This is a genomic window from Rathayibacter tanaceti (genome assembly GCF_001634385.1).
In the GTDB taxonomy this organism is placed as follows: domain Bacteria; phylum Actinomycetota; class Actinomycetes; order Actinomycetales; family Microbacteriaceae; genus Rathayibacter; species Rathayibacter tanaceti.
In genome coordinates, this window is record NZ_LIIN01000114.1 from 1 (window position 1) to 9,399 (window position 9,399).

The following is a 9,399-nucleotide window of genomic DNA, read 5'->3' on the forward strand; positions in this document are numbered from 1 at the left end:
GACACGGCCGGCCCGGTCCGGATCGAGGTGCCGGACCGCCGCTCCGAGCGCCACGGCGAACGCGACGTTCTCGGTGCCGGAGCGCCGTCCCCGCTCCTGGCCCCCGCCGTGCACGAGCGGCTCGAACGCCAGTCGGTTGCGCAGCAGAAGCGCCCCGACCCCCTTGGGGGCACCGAGCTTGTGCCCCGAGATCGAGACCGCGTCGGCCCCCCAGCTCGCCACATCCAGCCAGCCCGCGGCCTGCACCGCGTCCACGTGCAGCGGCACGCCCTGCGAGCGGCAGACGGAGGCGATCGCGGGGACGTCCTGCACCGTGCCGATCTCGTTGCTCGCGGCGAGCACCGAGACCAGCGTCGTGTCGGGTCGCACGAGCGCCGAGAGGGCGTCGAGGTCGAGCCGCCCCTCGCCGTCGACCGGCACCACCGAGATCTCGAAGCCGTGCAGCCGTCGCAGGTGCTCGGCCGACTCCACCGTCGCCTCGTGCTCCAGCGCCGAGAGCACCAGGTGTCGGCCGCGCGCGGCGCCCAGGGCGATCCCCTTCACCGCGGCGTTGATCGACTCCGTGCCGCCCGACGTGAAGAGCGTCTCGGAGCCGCGCCCTCCGAGGAACCGGGCGACGCGGCTGCGCGCCTCCTCGAGTGCCCGCGCCGCAGTGCCGCCGAGCGCGTGCGAGCTCGAGGGATTGCCGTACTCGCTGGTTAGGAAGGGCCACATCGCCTCCAGCACCTCGCGGCGCACCGGCGAGGTCGCCGCGTGGTCGAGGTAGATCACGCGACCGCGATGTCGAGGCCGAGATCGAGCGAGCGGACACTGTGCGTCAGCGCGCCGACCGAGATCACATCCACTCCGGCCTCGGCGATCGCACGCACCGTCGAGAGGTCGACTCCGCCGCTCGCCTCCACGACCGCCCGCCCGCCGATGAGCGCGACGCCCTGGCGCAGCAGCTCCGGCGTGAAGTTGTCGAGCATGATCGTGTCCGCGCCCCCGGCGAGGGCCGGCTCGATCTGGTCCAGGCGGTCGACCTCGACCTCGATGTGCGCGGTGTGCGGCACGGAGGCGCGCGCCGCCCGCAGCGCGGACGCCAGGTCGATCCCGCGCTCAGCGAGTACCGCGAGATGGTTGTCCTTGGCGAGGATCGCGTCCGAGAGCGAGAAGCGGTGGTTGCGGCCGCCTCCGCAGCGCACGGCGTACCGCTCGAGTGCGCGCAGGCCCGGAGTGGTCTTGCGGGTGTCGACGATGCGGGCGCGGGTGCCCTCGACGGCGGCGACGTAGCGCGCGGTGAGCGTCGCGATGCCGCTCATCCGCTGCACCAGGTTGAGCGCCACGCGCTCACCGCGCAGCACACCTCCGGCCGGGCCCTCGATCCTCGCCAGCGTCGCCCCGGCCTCGAAGGCCGCGCCGTCCTTGAGCAGCACCGTGCAGCGGATGCGCGGGTCGGCGTGCCGCATGGTGCCCTCGAGCACCGCGCCCGCGCTGAAGACGCCCGGCTCCCGGGCGACGAGGGCGGCGCTCGCCGTCGCGTCGGCGGGGATCAGAGTGTCTGTGGTGAGGTCGCCCCAGGGTGCGTCCTCCTCGAGGGCGAGGGCGACGACGCGGTCGATGCTCTGGCTGGTCAGCACGGGAGGGCCGCCTCTCTCCTGGTGTCGGGTCTCCGGGCGGAGTGGGGATCGGTTCTGCCGCGCTCGGCGGCGGGCGCCGCAACGTGGTCGGGCGAATCGGTGCGGTGGTGCGCGCCGACAGATCCGGTGCGCGCGAGCGCCGCGTCGATCAGCGCGAGCGCGCAGGTCAGCAGGTTCGCGTCCTCCAGAGTCCGCACATCGAGCGGTGCCGGCACGGCGGAGCCGGCGAGCGCCGTGCGCGCGTCCGTCAGCCCGGCCGCATCGCGCGAGAGCCCGGCTCCGGACCACATCGCCTCCTGCAGCGTTTCGCGCTCGAGCCTCATCGGCACGAGCCGGTCGGCGGGTCCCGCCTCCGACTCGGGGCGGGGCGGGAGGGAGTCGAGGGCGGCCGCGACACGGCGGGCGAAGACCACGCCCTCGAGCAGGCTGTTCGAGGCGAGCCGGTTCGCACCGTGCACGCCGGTCCGGGCGACCTCGCCGACCGCGAAGAGCCCGGGGAGGCTCGTCCTGCCGTCGAGATCCGTCGCGATCCCGCCCATCCAGTAGTGGGCGGCGGGAGTGACGGGTAGCAGATCGCCGCTCAGCGAGAGCCCGTTCGCCCGGCAGACCGCCGAGATCGTGGGGAACCGCCGCGCCAGGACCGCCGGGTCGATCGCGCGGGCGTCGAGGTGCACGGGGAGCCCGCCCTGCCCGCGCATCCGCTCGGCGATGGCGCGGGCCACCACGTCGCGAGGGGCGAGCTCGGCATCGGGGTGGACGTCGAGCAGGAAGCGCGTGCCCGCGGCGTCGCGGAGGACCGCGCCCTCGCCGCGCACCGCCTCCGAGACCAGGAACCCGCCGGGCAGGGCCAGCGTGGTGGGGTGGAACTGGTAGAACTCCAGGTCGGCCGCGGCCGCTCCCGCGCGCAGCGCCGCGGCGAGCCCGTCCCCGGTCGCCACCGAGGGGTTGGTGGTGTGCCGGTAGAGCTGGCCCGCCCCGCCGGTCGCGAGCACCACGCGTCGGCGTGCAGCCGCTCGATCGCGCCGCCCCCCAGCACCTCGACACCCGTCACCGCCGCTCCCTCCCGCAGCAGGTCGATCAGCGCCGTGTCCTCCTGCAGCTCGACGGAGGCGCCGCGCACCGCGTGCACGAGCGCCGCCTCGAGAGCGGCGCCGGTCGCATCGCCGCCGGCGTGCAGGATCCGCGGACGGGAGTGGGCACCCTCGAGCCCGCGCGCGAGCTCGCTGCCGGAGCGATCGAAGCACACCCCCCACTCCTGCAGAGCGGTGATCGCCGCGGGACCGCCGGCGCAGAGCACCTCGACCGCGTCGCGCACGGCCAGCCCTGCTCCGGCGGTCAGCGTGTCCTCGACGTGCAGCGCCACGGAGTCGGCCGAAGCGGTGACCGCGGCGATCCCGCCCTGTGCGGCCCGGGGTGGACGACTCGGCGAGCGCGCCCTTGGTGACCACCAGCACCTCGTGCCGACGGGAGGCGACCAGCGCGGTGACCAGGCCGGCGATCCCGCTGCCGACCACGACGACCCGCACGTCAGGCCGCCGGACCCGCGGGCGGCACCGCGGCCAGCATCCGCTCGAGTGCGACGCGCGCCTGGACCTGCACCGACTCCTCCACCGAGATGCGGTTGAGGACGGTGCCCGAGACCAGGCCCTCGAGCACCCAGGCGAGGTAGCCGGGGTGGATGCGGTACATCGTCGAGCACGGGCAGACCACATCGTCGAGGCAGAAGATCGTGTGCTGCGGGTACTGGGAGGCCAGGCGCTGCACCAGGTTGATCTCGGTGCCGATCGCGAAGGTCGAGCCCGCCGGCGCCGCCTGGATCGCCTTCACGATGTAGTCGGTCGAGCCGTACTCGTCGGCCGCGTCGACCACGGCCATCGGACACTCCGGATGCACGATCACGCGCACGCCCGGGTGCTCGGCGCGCGCCTTCGCGATCTGCGCGACGGTGAAGCGCTTGTGCACCGAGCAGAAGCCGTGCCAGAGGATCACCTGCGCGTCGAGGAGCGTCGCGGTGTCGGACCCGCCCTGCGGCTTCCGCGGATTCCACATCGGCATGCGCTCCAGCGGCACCCCCATCGCCTTCGCGGTGTTGCGGCCGAGGTGCTGGTCGGGGAAGAAGAGCACGCGCTGTCCACGCGCGAACGCGTCCTTGAGCACCGTCGCCGCGTTCGAGGAGGTGCAGACCACGCCGCCGTTGCGCCCGCAGAACGCCTTCAGCGCGGCGGAGGAGTTCATGTACGTCACCGGGATCAATGGGACGCGCCCGTCGGCGTCCGGGTCGGTGCCGTAGAGCTCGGTGAGCTCGGCCCACGCGTCCTCGACCGAGTCGATGTCGGCCATGTCGGCCATCGAGCAGCCCGCAGCGAGGTTCGGCAGGATCACCGCCTGCTCCGGCCCCGAGAGGATGTCGGCCGTCTCGGCCATGAAGTGCACGCCGCAGAACACGATCGCCTCGGCGTCGGGGTTGCCGGTCGCCGCTTTCGCGAGCTGGAACGAGTCCCCCACGTAGTCGGCGTACTGCACCACCTCGTCGCGCTGGTAGAAGTGGCCCAGCACGAGGACGCGCCCGCCCAGCGTCTGCTTCGCGTTCAGGATGCGGTGGTGCAGCTCCTCGGCGCTCGCCGCCGTGTACTCCTCGGGCAGCCTGCCCTGCACAGGCGCGTCGAGGGGGATCGGGTCCGCCTGGGAGGCACCGGGGCCGTACGCGGGCAGGCCCAGGTCGAACGACCAGGGCGCCTCGGCCAGCTCGGGCGCGCAGGTCGCGCCGGGGGCAGACCCGCTCTCGATGAGCCGGATGGTGCTGTCGACGGATGTCACGGTGTCTCCTCGGGAGGCGGCGGAGTGTCGGGCGGTGGCGGAGGCGGGCGGAAGCGGATGGAGGGTCGGCGGGCTCAGATGGGGAGCGGGCCGTTGTCGACGAGGGCCGCCGACGCGTCGTAGCGGTACAGGCGGGGCGGCCGGTGGCGGGTGCCGGTCAGGCGCTGTCCCGTCGGCACCACGGCCCGTGAGGCCTCGATCGTCCGGCGGAAGTTCGCCGGGTCGAGCGGTCTCTGCAGGACGGCCTCGTGCACCTCCCGCAGCTGGGCGAGGGTGAAGGTGTCGCCGAGGAACGCCTGGGCGATGCGCGAGTACTCCATCTTGTTGCGCAGCCGCCACAGGGCGTACTCCACGATACTCCGTGGTCGAAGGCCAGATCGAGGGGGAGATCGGTGCACAGCCACGTGACGTTCTCGCCGACGGTCGCCTCGTCGGCCTCGGAGGTGCGCACGAGCGCCCAGTAGACGATCGAGACCACGCGGCGCTCGCCGGGGGAGCGGTCGGTGCCGCCGACGGCGTAGAGCTGCTCGAGGTAGCGCGGGGCGAGCGCGGTGGTCTCGCGGAGGGTGCGGCGCGCGGACTCCGCCAGGTCCTCCTCCGGGTGCAGCGGCCCGCCGGGCAGTGCCCAGAGCCCCTCGAAGGGTTCGCGGATACGGCGGACGACGGGGATCCAGACGGTGCTGGCTCCGGTCTCGGGGTGGGGGCGCAGGGCGAAGATGACGGTCGAGACCGCGAGCTGAATCGCCTCCACGCCGGCTCCCGCCTGTGAGTCGCACTGACTTTAAGTGTGGGAGCAACCTTAGTGTCGTCGCGACCCGAACGCCAGCCCGAGGATGTGGCGAGAGGGACCCGACGCCGGTCCGTGCCGCCCGCTAGGCTGACCGGACAATCGAATACCGGGCCGCATACGCGACGCGGGAGAGCCGGCTCCGGTCGGCACCGAAGGAGCAAGCCTCCCCGCCAATCTCTCAGGTCTTGTACCGCGTCGAACTGGCCACTCTGGAAAGCGATCCGCTCGGATCCGCCGATGGTGAAAGCGCCGCACTCCGCGACGGCGCGAATCTCTCAGGCTCCACGACAGAGGGGGAGTTCCCACGGCACTGCTGTGCTCTGCCGCATCGGCGGCGCGAGTCCAGCACTGCGATGAATTGGAGAACTCATGTCCGAGACCCCCTCGACCGAGGTCCGCTACTCGCCCCTGCACGAGGTGCATGTCGCTGCGGGCGCGTCCTTCACCGACTTCGCCGGCTGGCAGATGCCGGTGCGCTACTCCGGCGATCTCGCCGAGCACCACGCCGTGCGCACCGCCGCCGGCCTGTTCGACCTCTCGCACATGGCCGAGATCCTCCTCGTGGGGCCCGAGGCGGTCGACGCCCTCGACTACGCCCTCGCGAGCGACCTCTCGGCGGTGGCCGTCGGCCGCGCGAAGTACACCCTGCTGCTCGAGCGCACCGGCGGCGTGATCGACGATCTGGTCGTCTATCGCACAGGCGAGGACCGCTTCATGGTGGTCGCGAACGCCGCCAACCGACGCATCGTCGTCGAGACCCTGCGCGACCGCACCGCGATGTTCGAGTGCGAGCTGTTCGACGAGAGCGACGACATCGCGCTCATCGCGATCCAGGGCCCCCGCTCGCTCGAGATCCTGCAGAACCTGCCGGGTCTCGCGGTCGAGCACGGCGAGGAGGCGGTGCTCGACACCGCCGCCGCCGCCCGCCTCCTCGCCGAGCTGCGCTACTACCGCGCGGTCCCCGCGACCTTCGAGGCGCACCCGGTCCTGATCGCGCGCACGGGCTACACGGGGGAGGACGGCTTCGAGATCTACCTGGCCCCCGAGACCGCTCCCACCCTCTGGCAGGCCCTCGCCGAGACCGGCGGGGGAGCGGGCCTCGTCCCCGCCGGTCTTGCCGCTCGCGACACTCTCCGGCTCGAGGCGGGCATGCCGCTCTACGGCCACGAGCTCTCGCGCGAGATCTTTCCGGCCCAGGCGGGCCTGGGGCGCATCGTCGCGCTGGGCAAGCCGATCGACTTCGTCGGTCGCGCCGCGACCGAGGAGGGGCCCGCAGGCGACGCGCCCGTCCTGGTGGGCCTGGTCGGCGATGGTCGACGCGCCGCCCGTGCCGACTACACCGTCCTCTCCGGCGACGACGAGGTCGGAGTCGTCACCAGCGGCGTCCTCTCGCCGACCCTCGGACTGCCGATCGCGATGGCCTACGTCGCGCCCTCCGCCGCGCAGCCGGGGACGGTGCTCGCCGTCGACATCCGCGGCACACGCCTCCCGATGACCGTCACCGAGCTCCCCTTCTACTCGAGAAAGAAGAACTGACATGGCCGTGCCCTCCCCGCTGCAGTACACCTCCGACCATGAGTGGATCCGCGTCGACGGCGATGTCGCGACCGTCGGCATCACGTCCTACGCCGCCGACAAGCTGGGCGACGTCGTCTTCGTCGAGCTGCCGGAGGCGGGCTCCCGCGTCGAGGGCGGCAGCGTCGTCGGCGAGATCGAGTCGACCAAGTCGGTCGGCGAGCTCTTCGCGCCGGTCGACGGCGAGGTCCTCGAAACCAATGCGGCCGTCGTCGACAGCCCCGAGCTGGTCAACTCCGACCCGTTCGGCGAAGGGTGGCTGATCCGGGTGCGCGTCGACGCGCTCCCCGAAGGGCTGCTCGACGCCGCCGCCTACACCGAGCTGGTGGGCGAGTAGATGGCGGCCACCAGGGCCCCCGGCGCGTTCGAGTCCCGCCACATCGGGACCGACGCCGACGCCCAGCGCACGATGCTCGCGGCCCTCGGCTACGACTGCGTCGAGGAGCTCGTCACCGCGGCCGTGCCCGAGTCCATCCGCGTGCGCGAGCTCGCTCCTGTGCTGCCCGCGCCGGCCACCGAGACGGAGGCGCTCGCCGAGCTGCGCGCGCTCGCCGCCCGCAACATGGTGCGCCGCCCGCTGATCGGCCTCGGCTACCACGGCACGCACACCCCCGCGGTGATCAAGCGGAACGTGCTCGAGAACCCCAGCTGGTACACGGCTTACACGCCCTACCAGCCCGAGATCTCTCAGGGTCGCCTGGAGGCCTGATCACCTTCCAGACGATGGTGTCCGAGCTCACCGGCCTCGACACGGCCGGCGCCTCGATGCTCGACGAGGGCACCGCGGTCGTCGAGGCGATGCTGCTGGCGCGCCGCGCCTCGAAGGCGCGCACCGATGTCTTCGTCGCCGACTCCGATGCCCTGCCCCAGACGCTCGCGCTGCTGCGCGGCCGGGCGGAGGCGGTCGGTATCCGCATCGTCGAGCTCCCGCTCTCGCGCACCCCGGCCAAGGAGGTGCCCGAGGCGTTCGGCGCCTCGTGCAGTACCCGGGCGCGTCCGGCCAGCTCTGGGACCCGTCGGACGTCCTCGCCGCCGTCAAGGCCCGTGGCGGTCTCGGTGTCGTCGCCGCCGACCTCCTCGCGCTCACCCTCGTCCGCTCGCCGGGCGAGCTCGGCGCGGACATCGCGGTCGGCACCTCGCAGCGCTTCGGCGTGCCGATGGGCTTCGGCGGACCGCACGCCGGCTACCTCGCGGTGCGCACGGGACTCGAGCGCCAGCTCCCCCGGCCGCCTGGTCGGCGTGAGCCAGGACGCGGCGGGCCACCCGGCCTACCGCCTGTCGCTGCAGGCCCGCGAGCAGCACATCCGCCGCGAGAAGGCGACCTCCAACATCTGCACCGCGCAGGTGCTGTTGGCCGTGATGGCGGCGATGTACGCGGTCTACCACGGCCCCGACGGACTCGCCGCGATCGCCGAGCGCGTGCACGGACGTGCCGCGCTTCTGGCGCGCCTCCTGCTCGACCGCGGCCACGCCCTGCGTCACGCCGACTTCTTCGACACCGTGTCCCTCGTCGTCCCCGGTGGTGCGGAGGCGGCGGTCGCCCGCGCGCGCGACGCAGGGTTCGACGTGCGGCTCGTCGACGCCGACACGGTGGCCGTCTCGATCGACGAGACCGTCACCGACCTCGAGGTGATCGCCGTCGCGACGGCCATCGGCGACCTCGACTCGTCGTTCGGCTTCGTCGGCGGCGCGGCCCGCAGCATCCCCGTCGCGCTCGAGCGGCGCACTCCCTTCCTCGTGCACCCCGTCTTCAGCAGCCACCACAGCGAGACGTCGATGATGCGCTTCCTCAAGCGCCTCGCCGATGCCGACTACGCGCTGGACCGCGGCATGATCCCGCTCGGCTCCTGCACGATGAAGCTCAACGCCGCCGCTGAGATGGAGGCGGTCAGCTGGCCCGAGTTCGCGGACCTGCACCCGTTCGCGCCCGAGGCCGACGTGCAGGGCTCGCTCGCGCTGATCGACCAGCTGGAGGGGTGGCTGGCCCACCTCACCGGCTACGACTCGGTCTCGCTCCAGCCCAACGCCGGCTCGCAGGGGGAGCTCGCCGGGCTCCTGGCGATCCGCGGCTGGCACCGGTCCCGCGGCGACGCCGACCGCACCGTCTGCCTGATCCCCTCCAGCGCGCACGGCACCAATGCGGCGAGCGCTGTCCTCGCGGGGATGCGCGTCGTGGTCGTCGCCTGCGACGAGCTGGGCAACGTCGACCTCGACGACCTGCGCGCCAGGATCGGCGAGCACGCCGAGGCGCTCGCCGCGCTGATGATCACCTACCCGTCCACGCACGGCGTCTACGAACACGAGGTCGCCGAGATCTGCCGCCTCGTCCACGAGGCCGGCGGCCAGGTTTACGTCGACGGCGCGAACCTCAACGCCCTGCTCGGCTTCGCCCGCTTCGGCGACTTCGGTGGCGACGTCTCGCACCTCAACCTGCACAAGACGTTCTGCATCCCCCACGGCGGAGGCGGCCCCGGCGTCGGCCCGGTCGCCGCGAAGGCGCACCTCGCGCCGTTCCTGCCCGGGCATCCGCTCGCGCAGCGGCTCGAGCACGGCGTCGGGCAGCTGGGCGAGCGGATCGTGCACGGCGGTGCCCCGGTG

General features: G+C 73.0%; 5 protein-coding genes, 3 pseudogenes and 2 riboswitches. Of the genes and pseudogenes, 3 read left to right on the forward strand and 5 right to left on the reverse strand.

Annotation, left to right across the window (positions count from 1 at the left end):
* The 5 genes and pseudogenes from ACH61_RS12260 to ACH61_RS12285 all read right to left on the reverse strand — a co-directional run.
* Positions 1 to 771: cysteine desulfurase family protein (locus ACH61_RS12260; RefSeq protein WP_068212416.1), on the reverse strand; the 771-nt coding region annotated here is incomplete at its 3' end.
* Complete coding sequence (nadC, locus tag ACH61_RS12265) at positions 768 to 1,619, reverse strand: carboxylating nicotinate-nucleotide diphosphorylase (RefSeq protein WP_068212417.1); 852 nt, start codon at positions 1,617 to 1,619, stop codon at positions 768 to 770. The genes ACH61_RS12260 and nadC, both read right to left, overlap by 4 nt.
* Positions 1,613 to 3,145: pseudogene (gene nadB, locus ACH61_RS12270) on the reverse strand (L-aspartate oxidase). Before nadB ends, nadC begins: the two are co-directional and overlap by 7 nt.
* Before the next feature lies 1 nt (position 3,146).
* Positions 3,147 to 4,436, reverse strand: a complete 1,290-nt coding sequence (gene nadA / locus ACH61_RS12280) for a quinolinate synthase NadA (RefSeq protein WP_068212423.1) — start codon at positions 4,434 to 4,436, stop codon at positions 3,147 to 3,149.
* Positions 4,437 to 4,510: 74 nt separating this feature from the next.
* A pseudogene (locus ACH61_RS12285) lies at positions 4,511 to 5,187 on the reverse strand (NUDIX hydrolase).
* 154 nt (positions 5,188 to 5,341) lie between these two features.
* Positions 5,342 to 5,429, forward strand: a riboswitch (glycine riboswitch).
* 1 nt (position 5,430) lies between these two features.
* Positions 5,431 to 5,524, forward strand: a riboswitch (glycine riboswitch).
* A 71-nt stretch (positions 5,525 to 5,595) separates the two neighbouring features.
* On the opposite strand from ACH61_RS12285, the gene gcvT reads away from it, so the two are divergent.
* From gcvT to gcvP, 3 genes and pseudogenes are all read left to right on the forward strand, one after another.
* Positions 5,596 to 6,762, forward strand: coding sequence for a glycine cleavage system aminomethyltransferase GcvT (gcvT, locus tag ACH61_RS12290; RefSeq protein WP_068212425.1), 1,167 nt, complete (start codon positions 5,596 to 5,598; stop codon positions 6,760 to 6,762).
* 1 nt (position 6,763) lies between these two features.
* Positions 6,764 to 7,138 carry a glycine cleavage system protein GcvH gene (gcvH, locus tag ACH61_RS12295; protein WP_068212427.1) on the forward strand — a complete coding sequence of 125 codons (375 nt, stop codon included), beginning with the start codon at positions 6,764 to 6,766 and terminating at the stop codon, positions 7,136 to 7,138.
* Positions 7,139 to 9,399 (forward strand): annotated as a pseudogene (gene gcvP / locus ACH61_RS12300) (aminomethyl-transferring glycine dehydrogenase); the annotation flags it as partial.

Excerpts from the sequence above, each read along its gene's own strand:
- gcvT (WP_068212425.1), top strand. The coding sequence starts at position 5,596 with ATGTCCGAGACCCCCTCGACCGAGGTCCGCTACTCGCCCCTGCACGAG.
- gcvH (WP_068212427.1), top strand. The coding sequence starts at position 6,764 with ATGGCCGTGCCCTCCCCGCTGCAGTACACCTCCGACCATGAGTGGATC.